The following is a 26,694-nucleotide window of genomic DNA, read 5'->3' on the forward strand; positions in this document are numbered from 1 at the left end:
CCGCCATGTCCGACCCACGCATCGTGCGCGCCGCCGCCGTCCAGATCGCACCCGATCTCGACAGCGGCGCCGCCACCCTCGCCAAGGTGCTCGACGCCATCGACCGGGCCGCGCGCGACGGGGTACGGCTGATCGTCTTCCCCGAGACCTTCGTGCCCTACTACCCCTACTTCTCCTTCGTGCGCCCGCCGGTGCAATCAGGCCAGGAGCACTTGCGCCTGTACGAACAGGCCGTGGCCGTCCCCGGTCCCGTCACCGAGGCCGTGGCAGCGCGTGCGCGCCGCCACGGCATGGTGGTGGTACTGGGCGTCAACGAGCGCGACCACGGCAGCCTCTACAACACCCAGCTCATCTTCGACACCGAAGGCCGGCTCGCACTCAAGCGACGCAAGCTGACGCCTACCTTCCACGAGCGCATGATCTGGGGCCAGGGCGATGCCGCCGGTCTCCAGGTGGCAGAGACGGCCATCGGCCGCGTCGGGGCGCTGGCCTGCTGGGAACACTACAACCCGCTGGCGCGCTATGCGCTGATGGCCCGGCACGAGGAGATCCACTGCAGCCAGTTCCCCGGTTCGCTGGTAGGTCCCATCTTTGCCGAGCAGATCGAGGCCACCATCCGCCACCACGCGCTGGAGTCCGGCTGCTTCGTGGTCAATGCAACCGGCTGGCTGACGGAGGCGCAGATCGCTTCGGTCACCACCGACCCCGCATTGCAGAAGGCGCTGCGCGGCGGTTGCCACACCGCCATCATCTCGCCCGAGGGGCAACACCTGGCGCCGCCCTTGCGCGAAGGCGAAGGCATGGTGGTGGCCGACCTCGACCTGGCCCTCATCACCAAGCGCAAGCGCATGATGGATTCGGTGGGCCACTACGCGCGCCCCGAGCTGCTCAGCCTGCTGATCAACGACCGCCCGGCGGCCCCCGTGTCCGTCATGCACGCACCACGGCCCCAGGTGCCCGCCGCCGCCATCCACCCAGACGACCGGAGTCCAGACCATGCCTTCTCGCGACACGCTGCCGGCCTCGAGCCGGCAGTTGATGACTGAACTGCAGTCCATCGGGCTGCGGCTGGAAGACCCGCGCGCCGGCGCTGCCAGCCGGCGCGGCGGTGCCGGTCCGTCCGACCACAAGGCCGTCACCATCGACGGCGTGACCATCATGGTGCCGGTCCATACCAGTACCGCCTGGCACTCGCCCTACGTGGCAGCCACGCCCGACGCGCACGGGCGCAGCACGCTCATGCGCGGCGCCATCCCGATCGCCAGCGTGAGCTTTCCACGCACGCCGCGCTTCTATGCGATGCAGACGCTGGACGGCGTTCCGTACTCGCACATTGCCACCCTGCACGGCGCCGATGTGCTGGCGACCACGGTACTGCAGGACTGCATCCGCTACCAGAGCCGGCGCAAGACCTGCCAGTTCTGCGCGATCGGCCAGTCGCTGGCGGCCGGCCGCACCATCGCGCGCAAGACTCCGGAGCAGCTCGCCGAGGTGGCGCGCGCGGCGGTGCTGCTCGACGGCGTCAGGCACATGGTACTGACCACCGGCACGCCGCCGACGCCGGACCGCGGTGCCGCCCTGTTGTGCGACAGCGCCTTCGCCATCCGCGCCGCCGTGGACCTGCCGATCCAGGGCCAGTGCGAACCACCCGACGACGACCGCTGGTTCGCGCGCCTGCGCGCCGCTGGCATCGACAGCCTGGGCATGCACCTGGAAGCGGTGACGCCATCGGTGCGCGCGCGCATCATGCCCGGCAAGGCCACCGTGCCGCTGTCGCGCTACCTCGATGCCTTCGCGGCGGCGGTCGGGGTGTTCGGCCGCGGCCAGGTCAGCACCTACATCCTGGCCGGCCTGGGCGACACCGCCGAGTCCATCCTGTCGATGTCGCAGCGGCTGCTGGAGATCGGCGTCTATCCCTTCGTCGTGCCCTTCGTGCCGATCTCCGGCACGCCGCTGGAGGATCATCCGGCCCCCTCGCCGGACTTCATGCGCGCCGTGCTGGCGCCGTTGGGCCGCATGGTGGCCGCGGCCGGGCTGCGCTCGGCGGACATCAAGGCCGGCTGCGGCAAGTGCGGAGCCTGCTCCTCGCTGTCGGCCTACGAGGGAGACGCGGCATGAGACCCGAGTTATGCGTGGAGGTGCCGGCCGCGCCGGCCTACCAGGTGCGCTGGGCCGAGGCCGGCTGGGAGATCGAACAAGCCTACGCACTGCGCCGCGCGGTGTTCTGCGCCGAGCAAGGCATTTTTGCCGAGGACGACCGTGACGCGGTCGATGACGCCGCACAGCTGCTGGTGGCGGTGCGCTGCGACGAGGCCGCTGGCGGCCCGCCCGGCGCGCGCGGCCCGGTGGTCGGCACCGTGCGCATCCATGAAAGCGAGCCCGGGGTCTGGTACGGCTCGCGGCTGGCGGTACAGGCGCCCTACCGGCGCCACAGCCGGCTCGGCGCCACGCTGATCCGCCTGGCGGTGAGCAGCGCGCATGCGCTGGGCTGCCGGCGCTTCCTCGCCCACGTACAGAGCCAGAACGTGCCGCTGTTCCGCCGCCTGCACTGGACCACGCTGGCCGAGGAGACGCTGCTGGGCTGGCCGCACCACCTGATGGAGGCCGACCTGCACCACTATCCGCCCTGCCATGCACCGTATGCCGGCTTCGTCATCGACGACGGGAGCGCACAGCACGACAGGAGGCCGTCATGAGCGCCGCCACCCTGGCCGACCTGCTGCGCGCCAGCCGCGGCTTCGGCCACAAGACCGATATCGCCGGCCTGCTCGCCCGCCTGCAGCAGGCGCTGCCGGCCGGCGCGCAGGCGGAGGCGCGCGGCATCCTGCTCGGCGACGACTGCGCCGCCATCGCGGATGGTGACAGCCATCTGCTGTTCGCCATCGAAGGCATGGTCGGCGATTTCCTGCGCGCCATGCCCTGGTTCGCCGGCTACAGCGCGGTGATGGTCAACGTGAGCGACATCTACGCCATGGGCGGGCGCCCCCTGGCGGTGGTGGATGCCATCTGGAGCGAGGGCCTGGAGCCGGCCGACGAAGTCGTGCGCGGCATGGCCGCTGCCGCGGCCGCTTACGGCGTGCCGCTGGTGGGCGGCCACAGCAACGCGCGCAGCGACGGCCCCCAGCTTGCAGTGGCCATCCTCGGGCGCGCGCGCCGGCTGCTGACCAGCTTCGGCGCGCGCCCCGGGCAGCGCCTGCTGATGGCGGTCGACCTGCGCGGCCGCTTCGAGGAGCCCTATCCCTACTGGAACGCCACCACCGGCGTGCCCGGCGCGCGCCTGCGCGCCGACCTCGAACTGCTGCCGGCATTGGCCGAGGACGGCCTGTGCGCGGCCGCCAAGGACATCAGCATGGCCGGCGCGGTCGGCACCGCCTTGATGCTGATGGAATGCTCGGGCGTGGGCGGCACCATCGACCTCGACGCGTTGCCGATCCCGCCGGGCGTGCCGCTGCCGCGCTGGCTGTCGGCCTTTCCCAGCTACGGCTTCCTGCTCGCCGTCGACGCGGCCGACGCCGCCACGGTGGCGGCCCGCTTCCACGCGCGCGGCCTTGCCTGCGCGGAGATCGGCATGCTCGACGCATCGCGCCGCGTGACAATCGCCCAGGCCGGCGAGCGGGCCTTGCTATGGGACTTCGGCTGCGAGCCCTTCATCCTGCCCCGGCCCGCCGCGGCCGGCTTGCCACCCGCCGGCATCGATGCCGTGCCTCTGGGAGCCTGAACCATGCCCGTCACGCACTTCCGCGTCCGCTGGCCCGACCAGCGCGAAACGCTGTGCTATTCGCCCTCTTCCGTCGTGAGCGAGCACCTCGAGGCCGGCGCGGCCTACCCGCTGCCGGAATTCCTGGACCGCGCGCGCAGCGCGCTGAACCAGGCCTCCGAGCGGGTGCGCCGCCGCTATGGCTTCGCCTGCTCGGCGGCCCAGGACCAGCTCGACGTTATCGAAGCCACCGCCGCCCGCTTTGCCGGCCAGGCCGGTGCCACGGTGACGGTACTCGCCTTCGAGCGCTAGAACGCCCTCCGTGAACCTCCCTCTGCCAAGGAACCCGCGTCATGCCTGACACCACGCCTCCCCCTCCCGCCACCAGCGAGGCCCGCCACTACTCCGTCATCATTGTCGGCGGCGGCCAGGCCGGTCTCTCGCTCAGCTACTACCTGCGCCAGGCCGGCATCGAACACCTCGTGCTGGAGCAGCACACCATGACCCATACCTGGCACACCCAGCGCTGGGATGCCTTCTGCCTGGTCACGCCGAACTGGCAGTGCGCACTGCCTGGCCACCCCTATGCCGGCGACGACCCGCACGGCTTCATGAAGAAGGACGAGATCATCGCCTACCTGGACGGCTTCATCCGCGCGGTCGCCCCGCCCGTGCTCGAACACACCGAAGTATGCAGCGTCAAGGCGCGCCCGCAGGGCGGCTTTGCGGTGGTCACCACACGCGGTACCTTCGGCGCCGACCAGGTAGTGGTAGCGTCGGGCGGCTATCGCACGCCGATCGTGCCCCGCCTGGCCGAGCGGCTGCCGGCATCGATCAGGCAGGTCCAGTCGGCCGACTACCGCAACCCGCAGGCCTTGCCCGAGGGCGCGGTGCTGGTGGTGGGCTCCGGCCAGTCGGGCGCGCAGATCGCCGAGGACCTGCACCTGGCCGGGCGCCAGGTCTACCTCGCCGTGGGCGAAGCCCCGCGCTGCGCGCGCTTCTACCGCGGCCGCGATGTGGTCGACTGGCTGGCCGAGATGAAGTACTACGACCTGCCTGTCACCGAACATCCCCTGCGCGAAGGCGTGCGCGACAACACCAACCACTACGTGACCGGACGCGACGGAGGACGCGACATCGACCTGCGCCGCTTCGCCGCCGAGGGCATGGAACTGTATGGCGTGCTGGAGGACTACCGCGACGGGCGCCTGCGCTTCGCACCCGACCTGCGCCGGAACCTCGACAATGCCGACGCCACCTACAACCGCATCAACGCCGGCATCGACCAGTACATCGCCGCGCACGGCATCGACGCGCCGCCGCCCAGCCTCTACACACCGGCCTGGACACCCGCGGCCGAACGCACCGAACTCGACCCGCAGGCAGCGGGCATCGGCAGCGTGATCTGGTGCATCGGCTTCCGGCCCGACTTCGGCTGGCTGGAGGTGCCGGTATTCAACGGCCGCGGCCACCCCGGGCACGTGCGTGGCGTCAGCGCGCATCCCGGCCTGTACTTCCTCGGCCTGCCATGGCTGCACACGTGGGGCTCGGGCCGCTTCTCCGGCATCGCGCGCGACGCGCAGTACCTGGCGGAGAGGATCGCGGCGGCGTGCTCGCCGGAGGCGCTGGCGGCTTGAGGCCCACCGCTCGGCCGCATGCGTGGCCGCTCGCCGCTATGGCTCGACGCTCGGCGCGATCAGCGCCTCGAACCATTCGAAGAAGGCATTGAGGCGCGCGGAGCGCTGGCGCCGGTGCGGATAGACCAGCGAGAGCGGCATCGGCGCGGCGCGGTGCTGCGGCAGGACTTCGACCAGTTCGCCGCGGTCCAGCAGGTCCTGCACGTCGAAGCGCGGGATCTGGATCAGGCCGATGCCGGCCAGGCAGCAGGCGATATAGGTCTCGGCATTGTTCGCCACCACGCGGCTCGGCATCGACACCGTGACGGTCTCGTCCTGGTGGCGGTACTCCCAGGGCAGCGTCCGGCCGGTGAGCGCATTGGCGTAGCCGACCGCGACATGGCCACGCGCCAGGTCCTCGGGCGCGCGCGGCGTGCCGTACTCCCCCAGGTAGCCCGGGCTGGCGCAGTTGATCAGGGCCAGCCGCCCGACCGGGCGCACCACCAGGCTGCTGTCCTGCAGGGCGCCGACCCGGACCGCGCAGTCCACGCCTTCCTGCACCAGGTCCACCATGCGGTCGGTCGAACCCAGCACCAGTTCCAGGCGCGGGTGGCGCCGCAGCAGCGCGGGCAGCGCCGGTGCGACCAGCCGGCGCGCGATACGGCTGGGCACGTCGACCACCAGCCGGCCGACCGCCTTGCGCTGGCCGGCGCGGAACAATTGCTCGACCTCGTCCGCCTGCGCCAGCAGGGGGCGCACGCGTTCCAGCAACTGCAGGCCATCGGCGGTCGGGCGCACCTGGCGCGTGGTCCGGTGCAGCAGGCGCGTGCCGACCCCCGTTTCGAGCTGCTGCACCGCGGCCGAGACCGAGGCACGCGGCAGTTCCAGCGCGTGGGCGGCCTTGATGAAGCTGCCCATCTCCGCCACGCGCACGAAGACGCGGTATTGTTCGAGTCGGTCCATCTCGGCCTTGTGCTCAAGCAGGGAATCCGCGCGGCGGACGCCGCGCTACGGCCCCTCTCCGGCGCGGGCAGCGGCGCTCACGGGGGAGGCGACGGCCGCATGATAGCGCGGCACCCCGCCCGTGCCGGTTCCTACCTGGTGGTGTAGCCGCCGTTGATCAGGATGGTCTGTCCGGTGATCCACCAGCCGTCGCTGACCAAGTGGCGGACAAAGGGCACCACGTCCTCGATGTCGGTGAGCCCGGTGCGGCTGAAGGCCGACAGCGCGGCCGCGGTCTTGTGGTAGGCCACCGCATCGTCGCCCTCGGCGGGATAGAAGAAGGGCGTGTCCATCGGGCCCGGCCCGACCGCCGTCACCGAGATGCCGCGCGCGCCGAACTCCTTGGCGGCGGCGCGCGTGAAATGCTCGACCGGCGCCTTGGTGCCGGCGTAGGCGGCATAGAACGGCGTGAAGGCTCCCAGCAGCGAGGTGACCAGGGTCACGATCCTGCCGTGGTCGTTGACGTGCTTGCCGGCCTCGCGCAGGAAGAAGAAGGCGGTCTTGGCGTTGACCTCGGCCATGTCGTCGTATTCGGCCTCGGTGATCTCGGTGAAGGGCTTCTTCAACACCTTGCCGATGGTATTGATAGCGATATCGGGCCGGCCGACCGCCTGGACCACATCGGCGAACAGGGCTTCCATGGCGCCGGCGCGGCGCAGGTCGGCCTGGAAGGCGACGGCCTGCGCACCGGCCGCCTTGAGCGCGGCCACGGTCTCCTCGGCGGCCGCGCGGGTGACGTCGCTGTTGTAGTGGATCGCCACCGCGCGGGCGCCGTGCCGGGCGAGGTCGCGCGCGATCAGCCCGCCGAGGTTCTTCGCCCCGCCGGCGATCAGGACGGTCTTGCCTTGGATAGAGTGGTCAGCCATGCATGCCTCCGCATCGATTCGAGAGTCTCAAGACTAGGCGATCGCGCCGGCCTGCGCAGCCCGGCGCGGCTGGATGGATTGTCCAGGAATCCGTTCCAATCGCATGCCGCAGCACCGCAGCGCTTCGACACCGCAGGCGCCACGGCCGGCGGCTTGGCGACCGGCGGCGGCCCGTGCTATGGTCCTCCGGCAATGCATGCGCCCCGCGCGCCGGCCTGCCGCGCGGGACTGGACCCCGACAGGCCCCATACTCAGGAGGGGATATGGTCAGACTGGTGCTGCTGCTGATGGGCATCGACTACCTGCACCGCCGCGCCCGCGCCATTCTCTGGACGGGCGCGCTCTGGGCGGTCGCCGGCATCGCCATCTTCATCGACGCGCTCGACGGCGCCCTGCATTTCCCCATCCAGTTCTTCGCCTGGCTCTTCCTGATCGAAGGCCTGGCGACGCTGGTGGTCGCCTGGAGCGGCGTGGGCGGCCAACGCGTGCTGCGCTACGTCAAGGGTATCGCCGTGGTCGGCGCGTCGGCCCTGATCTTCGCCGGCCACCACTACGGCCACTTCCTGCTGTCGATGATCTTCGGCGCCCTCTTCCTCATCGACGGGCTGCTCCAGTGCGTGTCGGCGTGGGTGGTGCGCTACCGGCGCTGGCACGTCGCCCTCGCCTGGGGCGTGGCCGAACTGCTGATCGCGGTGTTCTTCTTCCAGCCCTACCCGACCCACTATGTCGGCACGCTGCCCTACGGCCTCGGCCTGTTCCTCTTCTTCGGCGGCCTGAACATGCTGACGCTGGCCGCGCGCGTCAGGCGGCTGGCCGCCAATCCGGCGCTGCGCGGATCGTCGCGGCCCGGCCGGCTGCCCGAGGCCGACGTGGCGGGGACCATGCCGGAGGAGGACGGCGGCGGCAACGCTGCACCGGCACCGCCCGCCTTCGACCGCGCCGAATGGGACGGGCCGCCCGCCGACGGCGAACATGCGCTGACGGTGCACGTGTGGACGCCCACGGGATCGGCCAGGACACCCGCGCAGTCGCCGCCGATCATCCGCCGCTACATCGCCGCGGTCGACGCCAACGGCGTGATCTCCACCGGCCATGCCGCGCTGGAAACGCCGGAAGGCATCTACATCAGCCTCTACCCGGCGGTCGAGATCGACCGCTCGCCCGATGACTTCGGCCGCCTGCTGCGCGCCACCGCCGACAACGACGTACCCGGCCTGTTCCAGCCCGACTACGCCACCGAAGCGCAGGCCTGGTGTCCCTCCACGACGCGCGTGCGCATCCGCAACTACGATCCCCTGCGCTTGCAGGCCTTCTGGCAGCGCTACCGCCGGAACACCACCTACAACCTGACGCACCGCAACTGCTCCAGCACCGTCGCCCACGCGCTGGAAGCCGCGCTCGAAGGCGCGGTGGGCCGCCTGCATGGCGATCGTGCCGGCTGGCGCAGCCTGCTGCGCGTGCTGGTGACGCCGGAGCTGTGGGTGGCCGCGCAGATCCGCAAGCGCGCGGTGACCATGGCATGGACGCCCGGCCTCGCGCTCGACTACGCGCGCGCGCTCAGCATGCTGGCCGATCCCCGGCCTTTCGCCTGGCGCAAGGCCGCGCGCGCCGCGCGCACCACGCTCGCCCGGCTGCGCCAGCAACGGCGCGACTGGCAGGTGCAGGACGAAGACGCCGGCAGCGCGCGGCGCTGAGGCCGGCAGGCTGCCGGGCGCTCAGGCGGACGCATCCCGCCAGCCGTCGCAACGAGCGATCGACGGCAGCATGCCGGGCTTCGCGCGAGTCGAGGCTCCTGCCGGCGCGCCGGCCGCCCCTCCCGCACACGTGAACCGGCACACGGAGACGATCGGCGCCGCGCGGCAGGCGATGCGGGACACCGCCTCGCACGGCCTCGCACGGCTTCTCGACAGGCCTGGTGATTCCACGAATTCAAGAACCGGGACACCAGGGCACCAGGGCACCAGGGCACCAGGGCACTAGGACTCAGGGCACAAGTGCAGCTCGAACTGCCGCATCAGCGCCATCACCTGCGCGCGTCGCGGCGTCTTCAGCGCCATCAGGATGGCGCTGACGTGCTCCTTGACGGTGTCTTCGCGCAAGCCAAGCCGCCTGCCGATGACGCGATTCGAGAGACCGTCGAGCAGCAATTGCAGCACGTCGCCCTGACGGCGGGTGAGACCCAGCTCCGCCGGCGTGATCGGTTGGCGCGGGACGCCGGCGCACGGCGTGTGCGGCGGCATTGCTGGTGACAGGTCCCATTGCGCCGGCGCAGCCGCTGCCGGGGCCGGCAGCGGCGCCTGCCGGATCAACTGGCGGCGGTCGCGCACGCAGTGCTTGGCGAGGATGGCAGAGACATGCTCCTTGACCGTACCCTCCTGCAGGCCGAGCAGCAGGGCGATGCGCTTGTTGGAGAGACCGTCGACCAGCAGCGCGTACACGCTGGCCTGGCGCGCGGACAGCATGGGCAAGGCCACGGCCTGCGCATGCGGGGACCGTTCGTCCCCGGGGCAGCCCGGCAGCGTCGCGCCGACGGCCTGGCTCTCGTCTGCGACCGGCGCAAGGGCGCAACCCGCCGCGCCGTCCTTGCCACCACCGTCCGGCAAGCCGTCAGCGCGCATCGGCAAGGGCAAGCCCCGCCGCGCTTCCTGCTGCTCGCCGCAGGTCCGCACCTGCGTGTCGACACATGGCATCAGAACCCCAGCCCAGCCGGTCATCTTGTCGTTGTTACCGGTGCCTGCCACAGCGCAGTCCCTTCCCGCTCGATGGGTGGCCTGTCGGCCACCACGTTGCCCCTCCATTCCCGCATAGCCAGGACAGCTCTGACTTCCGGCTGTTTTCCGCGAAGTATACCGAGAAGGCAGCGCCCGTAAGGAAGCTTCGCATGACGGGTTGCGCGCGCGAGACACCCGGGCCCTTGCCGTGCAGAGAACGCCATGCGGCAAGCGCCGATGGCTGCCATCGATCGCAGCCGGAGCGCTGCGCGACGGCACGGCGCACATGGCACGCTAGGGAAAGCACTGATCCGATCGCCATGCTTCCGCGGCACCGCTGTAAGTCCCGCGTCAGGTCAACTGCCGAGAATCCAGGCTATCCAACTCAAGACACTAAAGGAGACGCTTCATGTCCACCGACCTGATCGGGAAGATCCAGGCGCACCCGAAATACGCGGCGCTCAAGCGCAGGCGCAACAGCCTCGGCATCCTGCTGACGATGCTGATGCTGATCGTCTATTACGGCTACATTGCCCTGATCGCCTTCGACAAGACGCTGCTGGGGCAGCCCTTCCGCAGCGGCGTGACCAGCATCGGCGTGCCGGTCGGCTTCGGCGTCATCCTCTTTACCGTCGCTATCACCGGCATCTACGTGCGGCGCGCCAACCGCGAGTTCGACCGCCTGACCGTGGACATCCTGGAGGACGTGGCGAAATGAAGACCCCATCCTTGCGCATCCTGGGCGGCCTCGCGGCCGCCACCGCCTGCGGCGCGGCATTCGCCGGCGGCGGCGACGTCGGCGAGACCGCCAAGCAGGCCACCAACACCACGGCCATCGTGCTGTTCTCGCTGTTCGTCCTCGGCACCTTGTGGATCACCAAGTGGGCGGCCTCGCGCACGCGCTCCGCCGCGGACTTCTACACCGCGGGCGGCGGTATCACCGGTTTCCAGAACGGCCTGGCGATCTCCGGCGACTACATGTCCGCCGCCTCCTTCCTCGGCATCTCCGCGGCGGTGATGAGCAGCGGCTACGACGGCCTGATCTACTCGATCGGCTTCCTGGTCGGCTGGCCCATCATCACCTTCCTGATGGCCGAGCGCCTGCGCAACCTGGGCAAGTTCACCTTCGCGGACGTGGCGGGCTACCGCTTCGCGCAGGGCCCCATCCGCAGCTTCGCCGCGCTCGGCACGCTGGTGGTGGTGGCCTTCTACCTGATCGCGCAGATGGTGGGCGCCGGCCAGCTGATCAAGCTGCTGTTCGGCCTCGACTACTGGGTGGCGGTGGTGATCGTGGGCGCGCTGATGATGGTGTACGTGCTGTTCGGCGGCATGACGGCGACCACCTGGGTACAGATCATCAAGGCCTGCATGCTGCTGGCCGGCGTCACCTTCATGGCCATCATGGTGCTGGCCCAGTACGGCTTCAGCCCCGAGGCCCTGTTCGCCAAGGCGGTCGAGGTCAAGACGGCCATCGCCAGCGCCTCCGGCAAGAACCCGGACGAGGCCGCCAGGATCGGCCTGTCGGTGATGGCCCCGGGCGGCTTCATCAAGGACCCGATCTCCGCCATCTCCTTCGGCATGGCCCTGATGTTCGGCACGGCCGGCCTGCCCCACATCCTGATGCGCTTCTTCACCGTGCCGGATGCCAAGGAAGCGCGCAAGTCCGTGCTGTGGGCCACGACCTGGATCGGCTACTTCTATGTGCTGATCTTCATCATCGGCTTCGGCGCCATCACCCTGGTGCTGACCAACCCGGAGATGGCCGACGTGGCCAAGGGCGTGATCAAGGGCGGCGCGGGCACCGCCAATATGGCGGCCGTGCTGGTGGCCAAGTCGGTCGGCGGCGACGTCTTCTTCGGCTTCATCTCGGCGGTCGCCTTCGCCACCATCCTGGCGGTGGTCGCCGGCCTCACGCTGTCGGGCGCCTCGGCGGTATCGCACGACCTGTACTCGACCCTGCTCAAGCAGGGCAAGGCCAACAGCCATGAGGAACTGCGCGTCTCGCGCATCACCACGGTGGTCCTGGGTATCGTCGCGGTCGCGCTCGGCATCGCCTTCGAGAAGCAGAACATCGCCTTCATGGTGTCGCTCGCCTTCGCCATCGCGGCTTCCGCCAACTTCCCGGTGCTGTTCCTGTCGATGCTGTGGAAGGGCTGCACCACGCGCGGCGCTGTCATCGGCGGCTTCCTCGGCCTGGTGTCCTCGGTCGGCCTGACCATTGTCTCGCCTTCGGTGTGGGAAGCCACGCTCGGCTACCCGAAGGGTTCGGCCTGGTTCCCGTACACCTCGCCGGCACTGTTCTCGATGGCGATCGGCTTCGCCGGTGTCTGGCTGTTCTCGCTGCTCGACAACAGCGCACGCGCCAAGGCTGAACGCGCCGCCTTCGACGCACAGGAAGTGCGCTCCGAAACCGGCCTGGGCGCAGCCGGCGCCTCCTCGCACTGAGGCATCGGCCCGGTGCCGACGGGCCCGGCGGCGCCACGCGCGCCGACGGGCCTGGTTCCTCCTCCCCCTCTGCCCCTCTCCCCCACCTCGCGCGCGGCAGCGCCCGCACCGTCCTGTGTCGACATCCGCGGCACAGATTCGGGCGTTTCTCATGTGGAATCGGAAATCTCTTGAGACACCGCTGGCGTCGCGCCGATAGCCTTGGCGCTCTCCCCATATGCCCGCCAGCCTGTCATGCCAAGCGCCTCACCCGCTCACGCCCCAGCCGCCGCCCCGCTGCGATATCGATGGTTGCTCTGGGTGCTGGGTATCGACTCGGCACTGCTGATCCTCGTGCCCTATCTGCTGTTCGTGGTACTGGCCATGCTGGGAGGCGGCATGTGCAACGGCTGCTCGATCGGCTGGCGCGATGCGTCAGCGCTGATGCCCGCCTTCGGATGGGTGCTGCTCGGCGTGAGCGCACTCTTTCAGGTCGCACTCAGCGCAGTCGTCTATTTCGTGTACCGCTGGATCGATCGTCCGCCGCACCGCTGGCGCCCGCTGGCCGTGATCCTGCTGCTGGCCTACCTCTGCTGGCCCCTGCTCGCGCTCATTGCGGGCGGAGCTTCCGCTCCCTGAGCCACGCCCCCCCGCGACATTCCCGCCGGCTCGCGGAAGCGCGCCCCGCACAAGGCAAGCAGGACAAGAAACGCGGCATCGCTGCAGCGAAAGGCATGGTGCGCATCCTCACCTTCGACAGGAAAGGCGCCAAGACCAAGCGCGGGATGGCCTGGCCTTGACGCTGACCGGTGCGCGCTACCTCGGCACGGAGGCTCGAAGGCGCGTACCGGCGGCGGCGCTTGCATTCCCTATGGCCACGGACGTGGCCGAGCAGCGCATGCCGCGTGGGTGGATAGCGGCCTGATCATGTTCTGCTCACCGGCAGCAATGGCGGCGTCAGGCAAGGCCCGGCGCCGCCGCACGGCCTCCTCCTCGCTCAGGTTCACTCCACCACCGCTCCGCTGGCCTTCACCAGCGGCGCCCAGCGCCCGCTCTCGCTCTGCAGGAAGGCGCCGAACTGCCGCGGCGACATCGGCATCGCCTGCAGCCCCTGGTCGTCGAAGCGCTTGACCACCTCCGGCGCCTTGAGCGCCTTGCGAGCCTCTTCGTTGAGCCGGTTGACGATGGCGTCCGGCGTGCCCGCCTTGACCACCATGCCGAACCACACGCCGGCATCCAGGCCGGGCACGCCCAGCTCGGCCAGCGTCGGCACCTCGGGCAGCTGGGCCGCGCGGCGCGGCGCGGCGATGGCGAGCGGCTTGACCTTGCCGCCCTGGATCAGCGGCGAGGTGGTGATGACCGGGTCGAACATCATGTCCACCTGCCCTGCCATCACGTCCTGCAGCGCGGGCGCGGAGCCCTTGTAGGCCACGTGGGTGAAACGGCCGCCGGCCTTGTCGGCGAACATGCCGCCCAGCAGGTGGCCGATCGAGCCGATCCCCTGCGAGGCATAGTTGACGCCGCCAGCCTTGCTGTGCGACAGCGCCATCAGTTCCTTGACCGACGCGGCCGGGCTGTTCTTCGGCACCACCAGCACCAGCGGCGAGGTCGCCAGCGCGGTGACCGGCTTGAAGTCCTTGAGCGGGTCGTAGGAGAAATTGCGGTACAGGCCCGGGTTGATGGCGAACATCTCGGTGGCGGCGATGAAGACGGTGTGGCCGTCGGCGTCGGCGCGCTTGACCTGCAGGGCGGCGATCTGCCCGCCGCCGCCCGGACGGTTCTCCACCACCACCGGCTTGCCCAGGCCGTTGCCCATCTGCTGGGCGAGCTGGCGCGCGATCATGTCGGTGATGCCGCCGGCCGGGAACGGCACCACGAAGGTCAGCGGCCGGTTCGGGAAGGTGTCGGTATCGGCGCCGGCGGCGGGTGCCGCCAGGCAGGCGGCGGCCGCTGCGGCGGCCGCGCCCAGTGCAAGGCGCGCGAACGCGCGCCGGGGATGGCGATGGCTCATGCTCTGTCTCCTGTTTCCTGTTTCTCGTTGTGGACGGGGCCGTCGATGCGGCCCTCTGGATGGCGGCGCGGCGCCGGTGCCGCGCCGCCGTGGTACGGCGGCCTGCGCTCTGAGGCCTCGGGTCCGGGGCCTGAGCGCCGGCGGGCCTCAGGCCGCGGCGAAGCTCGCGCGCACGCTGCCGACGCCGCTGATGCGCGCCTCGTAGCAACGGCCGGGCTCGGCCGCCACCATCGGGCCCAGCGCGCCGGTCAGCACCAGGTCGCCGGCACGCAGCGGATCGCCCAGCGAGGCGAGCTTGCGCGCCAGCCACACGGCGGCATTGAGCGGATGGCCGAGGCAGGCCGAGCCCTGGCCCGCCGAGACGCGCGCATCGCCGGCAAACATCTCCATCTGCACGGTCTTCAGGTCCAGCCCGGCCAGCGGCACCGGCACCGCGCCCAGCACCACCAGCCCGCTGGAGGCGTTGTCGGCCACGGTATCGACGTAGCTGATGTTCCAGTCGGCGATGCGGCTGCCGACCACCTCGATGGCGGGCAGCACGTAGTCGACCGCGCCGATCAGGTCGACCAGGGTGGCATCGGCGGCGCTCACGTCATGCTTGAGCACCAGTGCCACTTCGGCTTCCACCTTTGGCTGCAGGGTGCGCGCCGGCGGGATGGGCTCATCGTCGCCGTACACCATGTCGGCGAACAGCGTGCCGAAATCGGGCTGGTCGACGCCGAGCTGGCGCTGCACCGCCGGCGAGGTCAGGCCGATCTTGCGGCCGACCACGCGGCGGCCGCGCGCCTGCCAGAAGGCGACGTTGGCGCGCTGGATGGCATAAGCGGTGTCGGCATCGCCGGCGGCGATCTCGCCGCGCAGCGGCGCGACCGGGCTGCGCTCCTGCTCGGCGCGGCGCAGGCGCTCGGCCAGGGTGGCGATGAGGTCTTGCTGGGTCATGTCTGGGGCGTCCTGTCGTTGGAGGGAGGGTTGGCAGCCGGTCTCAAGCGTCCGTTCCGGCCTGCGCGGCGTGCATCACGGCGAAGCCGGCGATCCATTCAGGAATCGCACGGTAGTAATCGATCTCGGCCTGGTAGGGACCGGCTGCCGCCAGCGCGGCGAAGGCGCCGATCCAGGTGCGGATCTCGTGCGCCGACTTGCCGCCCTCGCGCGTGATGGCGGCATCGGTCATGCCGTCCACGGCGCTCAGCTCGCCCCGCTGCAGGGTGGCCAGGAAGGCCTGGTCCCATGCCGGGTTGAGCGCGTGCATGGCGCTATCGCCGGCGGTGAAGGCACGCGCCGCGGCGACGGTGCGCGCCTGCCGCGCCGCGCGCGCCTCGGGCGAGGGATTGCGCCCCGCGATCAGCCGCTCGGCATTCTCGGGGCTGGCCGTGGCCAGCTCGGGCACCGGGGGCTCGTGCGAGATGCCGCCCGAGCCCACCACCAGCACACGCTTGCCGCTGCGCGCGGCAAAGCGGCCGATGGCATCGCCCAGCAGGCGCGCGCGCCGGCACGAGGCCATCGGCGCGGCCACCGAATTGATGAAGACCGGGATCACCGGGTAGCGGTCGAGGCTCCCGGTCAGCACTTCCAGGGCCTGGGCGCAGCCGTGGTCGACCTGCATGCGGTAGGACAGCGCCACGTCGACGTCCGCCGCCAGCACCGCCTCGGCCAGCGCCAGCGCGGTGTCGCGCGGCACGTCCAGCGGACCGGCCAGACTCTGGAAATCGCCCACCGCGCTCGCCGCCGCGCCGATGCAGAACGGCGGCATCAGGTCATAGAAGAAGCCGTTGTAGTGGTCCGGCGCGAAGGCGATGACCAGTTCGGGATCGAAGGCGGCCACCCGCGCGCGCGCTTGCGCCAGTACGCCCTCCACTTCCGCCAGCACCGCCGGCACCGGATCGAAGTAGCCGTGCAGCGGCGTGTGCGACAGGCATTCGAGATGGATGGGCATGTCAGGCTCCCGCCACGCGTGCCAGGGCCGGCCCGCCGGCATCCGCCGCGCGGCCCGGCTGCGGCGCCGGCTGCGCCGGGCCTGCCGGGGCTGCGGCCACGCCTGCGGCGACGGGCAGCGCCAGCTTGTCCGCCACGCCGAGGATGGCGCGCGAGACATCCTGCGGCGAGCAGGTCGCGGCCACGAAACGGTCCGGACGCAGCACCACCACCGAGTCGGGCTGGCCGCCGAACCAGTCCTTCAGGCGGCCATGCACATCGCCCACTGCCAGCACGCCGTCCGGCACGTCGTCGCGGAATTCCAGTTGCGGGTCGGGCTTGGCGATGACGAAGCAGGCCCCCAGCCGCTGCCACGCCTCGCGCGCCGGGGCGCTGAGCCCGAAGGTCGGGTCCATGCCCCAGCTCAGCACGGCGAAGCGGTTGCCGATCACGTCGTCCAGGCGCGCGATGCGGCCGTCCTCGCAGCGCACCAGCGGCTGCAGGAACATGCGCCCCACCGGCGAGGCACCGAGCGGATCGGGCCCGTGCACCAGGCGCCCCACCAGCGATTCGCGCTTCTCGCTCATCAAGCCCAGCAGGCGGCCGAGCGCCGAGTTGCCGGCTCGCTCCAGGCGCCGCGCGAGGAAGCCGGGCCGGGTCTCGCGCTCGGGTACCCCGGGCAGCAGCACCACGCCCTGCTCATAGCGCGGCATCGGTTTGAAGCGCATCTCGACGAAGTAGCGCTTGGCCGACGGGAAGGCGTTCATCACCCGCGTGAAGGCGTCGCGCAGGCGCGCCGCGCCACGGCTGGCCGGCGCGAAGATGTCGCCCGCCACCTCGGACAGGTGGATCATCGAGCGGGCATGGGCGCGCCGCTCCTGCGTGTAGCTGTCGAGCAGGCGGTCGCCGGCCTGGCCCTTGGCCACCATGGCCAGCTTCCAGCCCAGGTTGGCCGCGTCGCGGATGCCGCTGTTGTAGCCCTGCCCCTGCCACACCGGCATGATGTGGGCGGCATCCCCCGCCAGCAGCACGCGCCCGGCGCGGAAGCTGCGCGCCAGCCGCGCGTTGTGGGTGTAGACGCGCTTGCGGATGTAGTCGACCTTGTCCGGCTCCGGCACCAGCTTGCGGATCAGCGCCGCCATGTTCTCCGGCCGCGACAGTTCTTCCTCGGTCTCGCCGGGCATCACCATGAACTCGAAGCGGCGGATGCCGTGCGGCAGCGCGGCCGACACATAGGGGCGCTCCGGGTCGCAGTGCATATAGATGTGGGGCGTGCCGATGGGATCGTTGCGCACGTCCACCACGATCCACTGGTTGGGCTTGGTGCGGCCCTCGAAGGGCATGTCCAGCGCGCGGCGCACGAAGCTGTTGCCGCCGTCGGCGCCGACCAGGTAGGCCGCGCGCACGCGCACCGGCCGGCCGGCCTCGTCGGCCGAATCGATGGTGACGCCGTCGGCATCCTGGGTGAAGCCGCCGACTGCCTGGCCGAACAGCACCTGCACGTGGGGGAAGCGCGCCAGCCCTTCGTAGAGCACACGGTCCGCCAGTGGCTGGATGAAAGCGTTGCGGCGCGGCCAGCCGTACTCGTCGGTGCGCGGCTCGATCGAGGCGAAGCAGCGCCCGCCCGGCGTGACGAAGCGCATCCAGTGGTTCGGCGTGGTGTGCGGCAGCAGCGCGTCGGCCAGGCCGACCGACTGGAATACGCGCAGCGCCTCGTCGTCGAGGCCGATCGCGCGCGGGTAGTCGATGATCTGCTCGAGCTTCTCCAGCAGCACGACGCTCACGCCCTGCAGGCCGAGGATGTTGGCGATCATCAGGCCCACGGGGCCGGCGCCGATGATGGCGACGTCCGCGCGCAGGTCGTGGGGACGGCCGTCTCCGGCCGCCTTGTCCTTGTCGAAGGCGGGGTTCATGTCTCCTCCTTGTTCCCTGGCGGGCCGGTGCCGGCAAGCCTGGCGGCCGCGGGACCCGCAGGGAATCGATGTGGATACGGTTGGAAAGGGTGCGATGCGGGAGCGTTGCCGGACGGCTTACCGCGGCTTACCGCAGCCGAGCGCGGTGGAACGCGGCTCGGCGCGGCGGCATGGCCGCCGCGGGCCGGGGCCTGGCAACCGCGGCGAGGCGGGGCGCGTGGGACATTGTCTGCTCCAGAATCGGTCTTGGTATGGGCTGCAGTCTAGAGTTCCGGTTGCCGCCGGACAAAAAAACGTTCAACATGTGCAAGGAATGCACGCCATTGATTTACAAGGATTTTTTTCCATGCCAGCCACCCCGGTAAAGCGCACGGTCCGACACTCGCCCTATGCCAACGTACGCGGCCTGTCACGCGGCCTGACCGTGCTGCGGGCGCTCAACCGCATGGAAAGCGGCCGCGCCACCGCGCAGCAGCTCAGCGAGGCCGCCGGCCTGCACCGCACCACGGTGCGCCGCCTGCTGGAGACACTGATCGAAGAGGGACTGGTGTGGCGCAGCGAGTCCGACGACAGCTACCGCCTGACGCTGCAGGTACGCGCGCTCAGCGAGGGCTTCACCGACGACGAATGGATCTCCACGCTGGCCGCGCCGCTGATGGGCGAACTGCTGCAGCGCGTGGTCTGGCCCTCCGACCTGGCCACGCCCGACGGCGACGCCATGATCATCCGCGAGACCACCCACCGCTTCAGCCCGCTCTCCTTCCACCGCGCCATGGTCGGGCGCCGCCTGCCGATCCTGCTGACCTCGGCGGGACGGGCCTATTTCGCCTTCTGCAGCGACGCCGAGCGTGACAGCGTGCTCAAGGTGCTGCGCGCCGGCGGCGGCGGCCCCGAGCAGGCCGCGCTGGCCCATGACGAAGCCTTCCTGCGCCGCCTGGTCCAGCGCGTGCGCGACGACGGCTTCGCCACCAACCGCAGCGACTGGACCGAACAGCGCAAGATCGGCGCGCTGGCGGTACCGGTGCGGCACGGCGAGCGCGTGCTGGGCAGCCTCAACGTGGTCTACCTGGCCGCCGCGCTCGGCGCCAAGGAGGCCGTGGAACGCTTTGCCGCGCCCTTGCAGGAAGTGGCGGCGCGGATCGAGGCGGCCCTGGCCGGCAGGGCGGCCTAGGCATGCGCTGACGATGCGCTGACGATGTGCTGACCATGCGCAGGTACACAGCGCTGACGCTGGCCGCCCCGCCGGAACCCTTCATGCCGGCCGGGATCCGCGCCATCGCGCATGAGGATCCACACAAGGTGCATTGGCCATCCGGCAGGACATGGATGGCGGATGGCGCGCTCGGTGCCCGGCTGCGGTGCTTTGTAGACCTTGCTACATGCTTGAAATGGGTGCTGCGCCCGCCTAGGATGAGCCGCATGAAACCCGCTCCTGCTCCGGCCGGCGCCGACTGGCGGCTCCTGGTCATCAGCCTGCCGACGACCGCGGCCACCGCCCGCATGCGATGCTGGCGTGCCATCAAGGCGCTGGGTGGCGCCGCCCTGCGCGATGGCGTCTACCTGCTGCCCAACCGGCCCGAACTGCTTCAGCCCTTGCAGGCCATCGCCGACGATGCGGCGGCCCAGGATGGCAAGGTGTGGCTGCTGCCGGTGCTGGCCATGCCGGAAGAGGCCGACTACCAGGCGCTGTTCGACCGGTCGGCCGAATACGCGGCGTGGACAGACGAACTGGCGGCGGCACGCGCGGCCATGGCGAGCCTTGGCGAGGCCGAGCTGCTGCGCTTGGCACGCCGTCTCGGGCGGGGCTACGACGCGATCCGGCGCATCGACTTCTTCCCCGGCGAACTCGCATCCATTGCCGAAGCGAAGTGGCGCGACTTCAATGCCGCGATCGATGCGGTGTTGTCGCCAGGCGAACCGCGTGGTGCCGCGCGGGGCATCATCGCGCGGCGCGACCCCGCGCAGTACCAGGGGCGCCGCTGGGCCACCCGCAGGCATCTCTGGGTCGACCGGGTGGCGTGCGCCTGGCTGATCCAGCGCTTCATCGATCCCCATGCGACCTTCCTGTGGCTCGACGACGTGCGGCAGTGCCCGGCAGACGCCCTGGGTTTCGACTTCGACGGCGCTACGTTCACGCACTTCGAAGACCGCGTGTCGTTCGAGGTCCTGCTGGCCAGCTTCGGGCTGGAGGAAGACAAGGGGCTGTCGAAGCTGGCGCAATTGGTGCACGTGCTGGACGTCGGCGGCGCGCCGGTCGCCGAGGCGAGCGGGTTCGAGGCTGTGCTGACCGGTGCGCGCCAACGCCTGCCGGATGACGACGCCCTCTTGCAGGAAATGAGCGCGGTGCTGGAGTCCCTCTACACCCACTATGCCGGCGCGGCCCGGCGCAAGCGATAGCGCTGCTCGAATGCGGCAGACGCCACGCCACGGCGCCGGGCCTGGCGAAGAACGCCGCCGGCGATCATGGCTTGCAACTGCCGACGGCTTAAATCGCCGCAGGCCGGCAAACCCGGTCGATTCTCGATCGGAGCCCTGCCCCCCCCACCAACGAGGGGTGTGGTCAGCCCCGGGGGCGGACGATACGTTAGCGACGCTGGCGGAATATAGGCGATGCCGGAACGAGGCACGGGCCGCCGCGGGACAAACCATAAGACATCACGGGGAAACGATATGCGGGTCATCGGCCTGGCGGCGCTCGCCGCCTGCTGCCTGGGGAGCCGGCCGATGCCGGGCCGGGACCATCGTCCCCAGGCACGCCACCGCCCGCCAGCCTATGCGCGCCCCCAGGGACCCGGCGCGGCGGTCGTATCGGCGACGGTGGCGACGGTGGCGACGCTGCTCACCGCATGCACTCCCGTACAGCCCTACGTACCGCCGACGCGCGGCGACACGGCGCGCCTGCTGCTGCGGCCGACGACACCGGCCAACATGTCCTTCGCGCTCTACGCCTACGATGACGCGCATGCCTGCCACAGCCCGGCACGGGTGATGACGGGCAATGCGAGCACCGGCCACCAGTCGAGTACGCTGCGCGCCGGGCCGCTGGCGACGCTTTCCTATGTCGGCGTGGACGGCAGGCGATCCTGCCGCGTGGTCTTTTCCTTCTATCCGAAGGCAAACCACACCTATCTGCTGGCGATGTCGCAGGACGGCATGCGCTGTGCCGTGAACGTGCTCGATGCCTCCGATGGCGACAATCCCCGGCCCGAGCGCTCCTTGATCGCACGCACCCCGCGCGCCGGCGGCTGCGACCCCGTCAACAAGAATGCGCGGGCCGACGAGGCGATCAAGTCGACCTACGACGGTGCCACGCCGGACAGCGGCCAGCGTGCCGCCAACAGCCTGGACGATTTCAACGACCTGCTGCCGAAATGAACATCTTGCTCCACAAGGGATGGCGCGCCGCATGCCTGGGCGCGGCCTGGCTCGCGCTGGCGGCCCCGGCCGCGCAGGCCATGGCGCCTGACCAGTTCTTCAAGAAGACGGCGCCCAGCGTCTGGCGCGTGCTCACCTACGACGCCGACGGCATCCAGTTCGCGCGCGGCAGCGCGGTGGTGATCGGCAAGGAGACCCTGCTGACGAACTGCCACGTGCTGGCCAAGGCGAAGCGCTTCGTCATCAAGCAGGACAACATCAGCTACGAAGGCAAGCTGCAGTACCTCGATGTCGAGCGCGATCTCTGCCAGATCACGGTGCGCAACCTGAACGCACCGGCCGTGCCCCTGGGCGACAGCGACAAGCTGGTGGTGGGCCAGCACGTCTACACGCTCGGCAATCCGGAGAATCTCGAACTGACCTTGAGCGAAGGCCTGGTCTCCGCCTTGCGCCAGGATGAGGAATCCGGCCTGAAGCTGATCCAGACTTCCGCGCCGTTCTCGATGGGGTCGAGCGGCGGCGGCCTGTTCGATGAAGAAGGACGCCTGATCGGCATCACGACCCTGATCCATCGGCGCGGGCAGAACCTGAACTTCGCCATGCCCATCAACTACCTGCGGGAACTGCCTGCGCGCAGTGCCGCCGCACTGGCCAGGCGCTCGGCCGCGCTCGCGGCCGGGGCCGGGTCCAGTCCGGTAGCGGCACAGGGCCGTGCCCCCGTGGGCGACAGGCCCGGCGGGCGCCCGGCACCTGCCGCTTCCGGCTATGCCGAAGTGAACGACATCGACAAGCTGCTGCAGGTCGCTCCGCGCGCCCGTGCCGGCTACGAGAGCTTCCTGAGCAAGCCGCAGCCGCGCGCCTTCGCCATCGCGGAGAACGGCGGCTGGTGGATCTCCTATGGCATCAAGCCGAAGGACCCCGCCGCCGACCCCGATCCCGCCGTCCGCGCCGTGCCCGACTGCGAGACATTCCATCGGCGCCGGTGCACCCTGTACGCCATCGACAATGTCGTGGTGTACAAGCCGGAAAAGCAATGAGCGGGCGGCAATGAGCGGGCGGCCCCCGCCCGGCAGGACCGAGGCGGAACTCGCGCGGGATTAGCGCAGGACCAAGGCAGGACTAGGGCGCCACGATCTCGAACTGCGGATCGAAGTTGTCCAGCATCCCCATCCAGGCCTGCAGCACGGCCGGGTCGCCTTCGATCTTCGCGCGCCCGGCGCCGACCGCCTCGCGCAAGGTGGTCTGGCCCAGCAGCGCGCCGATCAGCACGGCACGCGGCACGGTCAGCGTGGCCTGGGCATCGGCATGCTGCTGGTCGGCCTTGTAGCGGAACACCGCGTTCTCCACCGTGAGCGCGTAGCGCTTGCCGGTATCGGGCTGGACCCAGTTGATCTTGAGCGTGCGGCCGGCGGCGCGCTCGCCGTTCAGGCGCACCGCCAGGTAGTCGAGGAACATCGGGTCGGTCATCGCCTGCACCATGTCCGGGCTGGCCGACTGCGTCGAGGCGAGGCGCTGCACGCCGTTGCGCAGTTCGCGCGCGCCCATCAGGTAGGCGCTGCGCCAGCTGGCCGACTCGGCCTGGTAGCCGAGCTGCTCCAGCGCGTCGGCCTCGAGCTTGCGCGCGGCCTGGTTGTCCGGGTCGGCGAACACCACGTGCTTGACCACCTCCGCCACCCAGCGGTAGTCGCCCTGGACATAGGATTCGCGCGCCTGCGCCAGCACCTTGTCGGCGCCGCCCATGTACTGCACGTAGCGCTTGGCCGCTGCCTCGGGCGGCAGCGGGTGCAGGTCGGCCGGGTTGCCGCTGTACCAGCCCAGGTAGCGCTGGTAGACCGCCTTGGCATTGTGGTTGACGGTGCCGTAGTAATCGCGCAGGTCCCACTGGCCGGCCAGCGCCGGTGGCAGCTTCACCCTTTCGCCGATCTCGGTCATGGTGTAGCCCTGGTTGGCCAGGCGCAGCGACTGGTCGTGGATGAACTTGTAGGCATCGCGCTGGCGGCCGAGGAAGGCGTCGATGTTCTGCTGCCCCCACTTCGGCCAGTGGTGCTGCGCGAACAGTACCTCGGTGCGGTCGCCGTAGCGGTCCAGCGTGGCATCGAGCGCGCGCCACCACTGGTTGGCGTCGCGCACCTGGGCGCCGCGGATGGTGTACAGGTTGTGCAGGTTATGGGTGGCGTCCTCGGCCGCGCACAGTGCCTTCCACTGCGGGAAGTACATCAGCATCTCGGCCGGCGCCTCGGTACCCGGCGCCATCTGGAACTCGATCTGCACGCCGTCGATGGTGCGCGTCTCGCCGCTCTTGCGCACCAGGTCGGTGGGCGCGATCAGCGTCACGGTACCGAGCGAGACCGTCTTGCCCAGGCCAGCGTCGACCTGTCCCGTCGGCCCCTTGGGCAGCAGCGCGCCGTACATGTACTGGGCGCGGCGGCTCATGGCATTGCCGGCGTAGATGTTCTCGCTGACGGCTTCCTCCATGAAGCCCTCGGGCGCCAGCACCTTGACGCGGCCCGCCTTGACGTCTTCCTCGCGGATCACGCCCTTGACGCCGCCGAAGTGGTCGACGTGGCTGTGCGTGTAGATCACCGCCACCACCGGCTTCCTGGGCCGGTGCTGGTAGTACAGCTCGAGCGCAGCGTGCGCCGTCTCCGCGGTCAGCAGCGGATCGATGAGGATCAGGCCGGTGTCGCCCTCGATCAGCGTCATGTTGGAGAGATCGAAGCCGCGCACCTGGTAGATGCGATCGGTGACGCGGAACAGGCCGTGCTTGAGGTTGAGCTGGGCCTGGCGCCACAGGCTGGGGTTGACCGTGGCCGGCGCGGCATCGGCGCGCAGGAAGGCATAGTCGCTCAGGTTCCACACCACCCGGCCCTGCGCGTTGCGGATTTCACTATCGGCCAGCGTGCCCAGCCAGCCGCGCTGGGCATCCTCGTAGTCCTGGCGGTCATTGAAGGGCAGCTGCTGCAGCACGGCCTCGTTGGCCTGGCGGGTGGCGGCGGTGGCATCGCCAGGCGTGGCGGCCGCGTCGGCCGCCAGCGCCGGGGGCATGCCGGCGGCGCCGGACAGCAAGGTCAGGGCCGCGGCCAGCGCGGCGGGCTTGCGAAGCATGGTGTCTCCTCGTTGTGATCTCGTGGTGTTCCTGCACCTGCCAGGGGCGGCCGGCCCGGCTGCGGACGGCTCCGCCCGGCAGCATGACGCATCCCCTGCCCTGGCGGCAAGACTATAATTGTTCTGAACGTTCAGTATAATTCAAGTGTGCGAGCGATCCCCTTCCATTGTCAAGGTGCCGGGATATCGAGGGAGGGTCCGGCACAAGGGGGCATCTGGCCGAGGCGGAGGGGCCAGTGCCCGCTGCTACAATTTTCCGCCGACCCAGTACCCCTGCCCATGACTGCCCCAGCCTCCGCCGCGCCCGCCACTCCGGCCACGCCAGACGCCCAGGCCACGCCGGCCAAGAACCGCCGCGGCCTGGAGACACGCCAGCGCGTCATCGCACTGACCAAGGGCCTGATCGCCGAACACGGCTATGCCGAAGTCACGCTGGACCAGATCTCGGCCGCTGCCAGCGTGGCCAAGAGCAGCCTGCTATGGCATTTCGGCAGCAAGGAAATGCTGCTGGCGGAGGCAGCCATCAGCCTGTTCCGGGAAATCGAAGGGGAGATGCAGGCGCGCGCCCCGGCCGGCCGGAGCCAGGCCGAGCGCCTCGACAATCTGTTCGATCGCGTCGCCGACTATTTCACGCGCCACCCCGAGACCAAGGGCGTGGTGCTGGCACTGCTGTTCTCAGGCAGCGTTCCCGAGGCCGTGCGCGAACACATCCGCGCGGGTTGGGACGGGCATGTGCGCGCGCTGGTGGAGGCGCTGGGCACGCCGGAGCGGCCGCTGCCACCGGAGATGGCGCGGCTGCTGCTGGCGGTGTTCCATGGGTGCTATTGCCATTGGTATGCCAACGGGCGCGGCGAGCCGATCGCAGCCTACCTGGCGCCGGCGCGCGAGCTGATGCGGCAGTGGCTCACGGCGCCCGCTGGCGCAGCGCCGGCGGCAGGGGCAGGGGCAGCGGCGATCGAGCCCGGCGCCGCTGCGGCTCGCCGCAGGCGGTCTTGATGCAGGGTGAGGGGTGATGGCCGCACGCGCGCCGGCATGCGGCAAATAGGACTAGATGCTGAACGTCGGGTTGCCGAACTGCGCCAGCAGGGACTCGATCAAGCCGATGTCCTCGGTATGCGGCGTGCGGTCTTCGGTGATGCGGGAAGGCCCCGCGTAGATCGCGGTGATGTGCCGGCGCACGGTCAGCACACCAGACTGCGGCGCATCGACCTCGACCTCCAACCAAGGTATGTGCCGGTAACTGCCGGCAACCCAGCCGGTCGAAGTCAGATGCTGCACTTCCCACTCTTCGCTGTTCGGCATGTCTTGAACTTCCTCCTGTAGTCAGATCGTTGAGATCGGTCAGATCGGATGGCGCGTGGCCATCGCGGGAGCGGCGGAGCCGCTCATGTTTTGTGTCGGCATCGGATCGGGCCCTTGGCCGGCCCGCACCGCGGCATCTCCGGCCTGGCGCGCAGGCGGCGGTCCGGATGCACCGACAACCTCCTGTCGCAGACCCGCGTTTGCCAAGGTCGTTCCCGCTCAGCGCGGGGACTTGCCGCCGGGCAGCCGAAGGCCGCCGGCCTTGGCGCCGCGCAACTGGCGCGCACGCAGATGCGCCGCGGCGCGTTCGCCGGCGCTGCGCGCGGCCTGCTTGGCACGGGCTTCCGAACGGTGCGTAGCGTGCCGCATCGAAACATTGGCGACGACTTGCTCGACACCATTGCGGTACTCGGAAATGACGTAGTTCGCGAACCAGATGCCGGGTTCTTGCTGAATGGGGTACACCGAAACGGTGAACGGGGTGATGCTCTGATTCAAGTTGTTTCCTGCTTTGCCAGTGCGCGCGCCAGAGGCCTGGCGCCGCGCACTGCGGTCAACACGGACTGGTGCGGCTTCGGCTTCCAGTCGACGTGGAAAAAACAATGCGCGTCATGCCCATCGGCAGAATCGCTTGCACTGTTCGGGGAGGACCATGCTTGCGCTCGCCATCGCGCCCTGTACATGCGCGATCGCCGCGGAGCGGCGGTGCCGCTGGTCGGATAGTGACAGGCGCGTGGCGCCCGGAAGGGATCGGGTGTACA

At 70.1% G+C, this 26,694-nt stretch carries 25 protein-coding genes; 15 read left to right on the forward strand and 10 right to left on the reverse strand.

Features of this window, described 5'->3' with window-relative positions; translation table 11 throughout:
• Positions 1-5: 5 nt before the first annotated feature.
• Genes BKK79_RS21455 through BKK79_RS21480 form a run of 6 tightly spaced genes read left to right on the forward strand, consistent with a single transcriptional unit; the run spans position 6 to position 5,334 of the window.
• The gene (locus BKK79_RS21455) at positions 6-1,046 is read left to right on the forward strand and encodes a Nit6803 family nitrilase (protein WP_071018852.1); all 1,041 of its coding nucleotides are present in this window, start codon (positions 6-8) and stop codon (positions 1,044-1,046) included.
• Positions 1,039-2,118 carry an MSMEG_0568 family radical SAM protein gene (locus BKK79_RS21460; protein ID WP_071038734.1) on the forward strand — a complete coding sequence of 360 codons (1,080 nt, stop codon included), beginning with the start codon at positions 1,039-1,041 and terminating at the stop codon, positions 2,116-2,118. The genes BKK79_RS21455 and BKK79_RS21460 overlap by 8 nt, the downstream gene beginning before the upstream one ends.
• The gene (locus tag BKK79_RS21465) at positions 2,115-2,696 is read left to right on the forward strand and encodes an MSMEG_0567/Sll0786 family nitrogen starvation N-acetyltransferase (RefSeq protein ID WP_071018849.1); all 582 of its coding nucleotides are present in this window, start codon (positions 2,115-2,117) and stop codon (positions 2,694-2,696) included. The genes BKK79_RS21460 and BKK79_RS21465 overlap by 4 nt, the downstream gene beginning before the upstream one ends.
• Positions 2,693-3,718, forward strand: coding sequence for a sll0787 family AIR synthase-like protein (locus BKK79_RS21470; protein WP_071018847.1), 1,026 nt, complete (start codon positions 2,693-2,695; stop codon positions 3,716-3,718). The genes BKK79_RS21465 and BKK79_RS21470 overlap by 4 nt, the downstream gene beginning before the upstream one ends.
• A gap of 3 nt (positions 3,719-3,721) precedes the next feature.
• Entirely contained in the window at positions 3,722-4,009 is a 288-nt protein-coding gene (locus tag BKK79_RS21475) for an MSMEG_0570 family nitrogen starvation response protein (RefSeq protein WP_071038735.1), read from the forward strand.
• A gap of 41 nt (positions 4,010-4,050) precedes the next feature.
• Positions 4,051-5,334: an MSMEG_0569 family flavin-dependent oxidoreductase gene (locus BKK79_RS21480; RefSeq protein WP_071038736.1), complete on the forward strand. Its 1,284-nt coding sequence runs from the start codon at positions 4,051-4,053 to the stop codon at positions 5,332-5,334.
• 36 nt (positions 5,335-5,370) lie between these two features.
• Here BKK79_RS21480 and BKK79_RS21485 read toward each other — a convergent pair whose 3' ends face one another.
• A complete protein-coding gene (locus tag BKK79_RS21485; protein ID WP_071018841.1) occupies positions 5,371-6,276 on the reverse strand; it encodes a LysR family transcriptional regulator in 906 nt (301 codons plus the stop codon).
• Between the two features lie 131 nt (positions 6,277-6,407).
• On the reverse strand, positions 6,408-7,181 hold the full coding sequence (locus BKK79_RS21490; protein ID WP_071038737.1) for an SDR family oxidoreductase: 774 nt from the start codon (positions 7,179-7,181) through the stop codon (positions 6,408-6,410).
• A 263-nt stretch (positions 7,182-7,444) separates the two neighbouring features.
• On the opposite strand from BKK79_RS21490, the gene BKK79_RS21495 reads away from it, so the two are divergent.
• Entirely contained in the window at positions 7,445-8,875 is a 1,431-nt protein-coding gene (locus BKK79_RS21495; RefSeq protein WP_071038738.1) for an HdeD family acid-resistance protein, read from the forward strand.
• 282 nt (positions 8,876-9,157) lie between these two features.
• Here the strand turns inward: BKK79_RS21495 and BKK79_RS42065 are convergent, their stop codons facing one another.
• Positions 9,158-9,895 carry a LuxR C-terminal-related transcriptional regulator gene (locus BKK79_RS42065; protein WP_269466496.1) on the reverse strand — a complete coding sequence of 246 codons (738 nt, stop codon included), beginning with the start codon at positions 9,893-9,895 and terminating at the stop codon, positions 9,158-9,160.
• A gap of 406 nt (positions 9,896-10,301) precedes the next feature.
• On the opposite strand from BKK79_RS42065, the gene BKK79_RS21505 reads away from it, so the two are divergent.
• From BKK79_RS21505 to BKK79_RS21515, 3 genes are all read left to right on the forward strand, one after another.
• Positions 10,302-10,610 (forward strand): DUF485 domain-containing protein, encoded by a 309-nt coding sequence (locus BKK79_RS21505; RefSeq protein WP_071018834.1) that lies wholly within the window; start codon positions 10,302-10,304, stop codon positions 10,608-10,610.
• A complete protein-coding gene (locus BKK79_RS21510) occupies positions 10,607-12,337 on the forward strand; it encodes a cation acetate symporter (RefSeq protein ID WP_071018832.1) in 1,731 nt (576 codons plus the stop codon). The genes BKK79_RS21505 and BKK79_RS21510 overlap by 4 nt, the downstream gene beginning before the upstream one ends.
• A 291-nt stretch (positions 12,338-12,628) precedes the next feature.
• The gene (locus tag BKK79_RS21515) at positions 12,629-12,955 is read left to right on the forward strand and encodes a hypothetical protein (RefSeq protein ID WP_071038739.1); all 327 of its coding nucleotides are present in this window, start codon (positions 12,629-12,631) and stop codon (positions 12,953-12,955) included.
• A 364-nt stretch (positions 12,956-13,319) separates the two neighbouring features.
• Here the strand turns inward: BKK79_RS21515 and BKK79_RS21520 are convergent, their stop codons facing one another.
• From BKK79_RS21520 to BKK79_RS21535, 4 genes are all read right to left on the reverse strand, one after another.
• Positions 13,320-14,327, reverse strand: a complete 1,008-nt coding sequence (locus BKK79_RS21520; protein WP_083384440.1) for a Bug family tripartite tricarboxylate transporter substrate binding protein — start codon at positions 14,325-14,327, stop codon at positions 13,320-13,322.
• Between the two features lie 147 nt (positions 14,328-14,474).
• Positions 14,475-15,266, reverse strand: a complete 792-nt coding sequence (gene mhpD, locus BKK79_RS21525) for a 2-keto-4-pentenoate hydratase (RefSeq protein ID WP_071018828.1) — start codon at positions 15,264-15,266, stop codon at positions 14,475-14,477.
• 43 nt (positions 15,267-15,309) lie between these two features.
• Entirely contained in the window at positions 15,310-16,260 is a 951-nt protein-coding gene (locus BKK79_RS21530; protein ID WP_071038740.1) for a 3-carboxyethylcatechol 2,3-dioxygenase, read from the reverse strand.
• A 1-nt stretch (position 16,261) separates the two neighbouring features.
• Positions 16,262-18,151 carry a bifunctional 3-(3-hydroxy-phenyl)propionate/3-hydroxycinnamic acid hydroxylase gene (locus BKK79_RS21535; protein WP_083384439.1) on the reverse strand — a complete coding sequence of 630 codons (1,890 nt, stop codon included), beginning with the start codon at positions 18,149-18,151 and terminating at the stop codon, positions 16,262-16,264.
• A gap of 346 nt (positions 18,152-18,497) precedes the next feature.
• Here BKK79_RS21535 and BKK79_RS21540 point away from each other — a divergent pair, with 346 nt between their 5' ends.
• From BKK79_RS21540 to BKK79_RS21555, 4 genes are all read left to right on the forward strand, one after another.
• Entirely contained in the window at positions 18,498-19,322 is an 825-nt protein-coding gene (locus tag BKK79_RS21540; RefSeq protein WP_071038741.1) for a DNA-binding transcriptional regulator, read from the forward strand.
• Positions 19,323-19,570: 248 nt separating this feature from the next.
• Positions 19,571-20,548: a chromate resistance protein ChrB domain-containing protein gene (locus tag BKK79_RS21545; RefSeq protein WP_071022335.1), complete on the forward strand. Its 978-nt coding sequence runs from the start codon at positions 19,571-19,573 to the stop codon at positions 20,546-20,548.
• Positions 20,549-20,821: 273 nt separating this feature from the next.
• Positions 20,822-21,526, forward strand: coding sequence for a hypothetical protein (locus BKK79_RS21550; RefSeq protein WP_071018822.1), 705 nt, complete (start codon positions 20,822-20,824; stop codon positions 21,524-21,526).
• The gene (locus BKK79_RS21555; RefSeq protein WP_083384437.1) at positions 21,523-22,563 is read left to right on the forward strand and encodes a S1C family serine protease; all 1,041 of its coding nucleotides are present in this window, start codon (positions 21,523-21,525) and stop codon (positions 22,561-22,563) included. The genes BKK79_RS21550 and BKK79_RS21555 overlap by 4 nt, the downstream gene beginning before the upstream one ends.
• 82 nt (positions 22,564-22,645) lie before the next feature.
• Here the strand turns inward: BKK79_RS21555 and BKK79_RS21560 are convergent, their stop codons facing one another.
• Positions 22,646-24,631, reverse strand: coding sequence for an alkyl/aryl-sulfatase (locus BKK79_RS21560; protein ID WP_071038742.1), 1,986 nt, complete (start codon positions 24,629-24,631; stop codon positions 22,646-22,648).
• A gap of 279 nt (positions 24,632-24,910) precedes the next feature.
• Between BKK79_RS21560 and BKK79_RS21565 the strand changes: the two genes are divergently transcribed.
• Positions 24,911-25,627, forward strand: coding sequence for a TetR/AcrR family transcriptional regulator (locus BKK79_RS21565; protein ID WP_084085014.1), 717 nt, complete (start codon positions 24,911-24,913; stop codon positions 25,625-25,627).
• A gap of 51 nt (positions 25,628-25,678) precedes the next feature.
• Here the strand turns inward: BKK79_RS21565 and BKK79_RS21570 are convergent, their stop codons facing one another.
• Entirely contained in the window at positions 25,679-25,933 is a 255-nt protein-coding gene (locus tag BKK79_RS21570; protein ID WP_071038743.1) for a translation initiation factor 1, read from the reverse strand.
• A gap of 219 nt (positions 25,934-26,152) precedes the next feature.
• The gene (locus tag BKK79_RS21575) at positions 26,153-26,431 is read right to left on the reverse strand and encodes an isochorismatase (protein ID WP_071018816.1); all 279 of its coding nucleotides are present in this window, start codon (positions 26,429-26,431) and stop codon (positions 26,153-26,155) included.
• Positions 26,432-26,694: the final 263 nt, after the last annotated feature.

This window comes from Cupriavidus sp. USMAA2-4, from assembly GCF_001854305.1.
Taxonomy (GTDB): domain Bacteria; phylum Pseudomonadota; class Gammaproteobacteria; order Burkholderiales; family Burkholderiaceae; genus Cupriavidus; species Cupriavidus malaysiensis.